Source organism: Agaribacillus sp. DX54, from assembly GCF_056858335.1.
The window spans coordinates 1-890 of sequence record NZ_JBXEQE010000104.1; the positions used below are offsets into that span (position 1 = coordinate 1).

1 protein-coding gene is annotated in these 890 nt (G+C 43.6%); it reads left to right on the top strand.

The genetic code is table 11. The features are described 5' to 3' along the window. A partial coding sequence (locus AC04NP_RS30525) for a transposase family protein (RefSeq protein WP_482863918.1) occupies nucleotides 1-807 on the top strand: 807 nt, incomplete at its 5' end. Between the last annotated feature and the right edge of the window lie 83 nt (nucleotides 808-890).

Consider the following 890-nt stretch of genomic DNA (forward strand, 5'->3'; position numbering starts at 1 on the left):
ATATCAGTGAAAAGGCCCAGGAGTAAATATGTTGAACAGCAACGTAAGCAACGGGATTATGATCGTAGCCGCAGGAAAACATATAAACAAGGAAGCAAGCGTCACAAAGCCCTGCTTTATCTGCTTGAAAAAGGAGTAGACCAACTACAGACCGTTTTCAATGCTTACCCACAAATACAGCTCAGTGATCATGAACGGCAGTACTTACGCACCATCAAAACAGTATTACAGCAACAGCTGTTCTTGACCACTCATCCAGCCAAAGAACTTAAAAACCGGATTGTATCCCTTCCCAAACCGTATGTAAGACCCATGATCCGTGGCAAGGAGAACAAACGCGTCGAGTTCGGCATGAAGGTTCATCTGCTTTCTGTGGACGGGATCTGTATGATAGACAAAATGGACTTCAATGCTTTTAATGAAACTACCCGGCTGAAATTGAGCGCCGTAAAACATCAAACTGTATTCAATGAGCTGCATCAACTAGGCGCAGATCGCATTTATGCCACCAACACCAACCGAAAGTACCTAACAAAGAAAAAGGTTTTTACCTGCTTTGCTCAGAAGGGGCCAAAAACTAATAACCCGGCTGAGAGGAAACTTAAAAGTAGCATTGCTAACCAACGCTCTACAGTCATGGAAGGCAGTTTTGGCACTCATAAAACCGCTTATGGCTTGCACAAAGTAAAAGCCAAAGGAGAAGCACGGGAAATGGTATGGGTATTTTTTGGCATCATGACAGCGAATGCGGTCAAAATCAGCAAAAGACGGGCAACCGAAAGCCCCCCAGTTAAAAAAGCCGCTTAAAATCCAAATTGTTTTTGACCATTTTACAGGAGAAGTGTGTCCATACAGCGCAAAATCAAAATTTTCCCGAAGTTATCCACCGG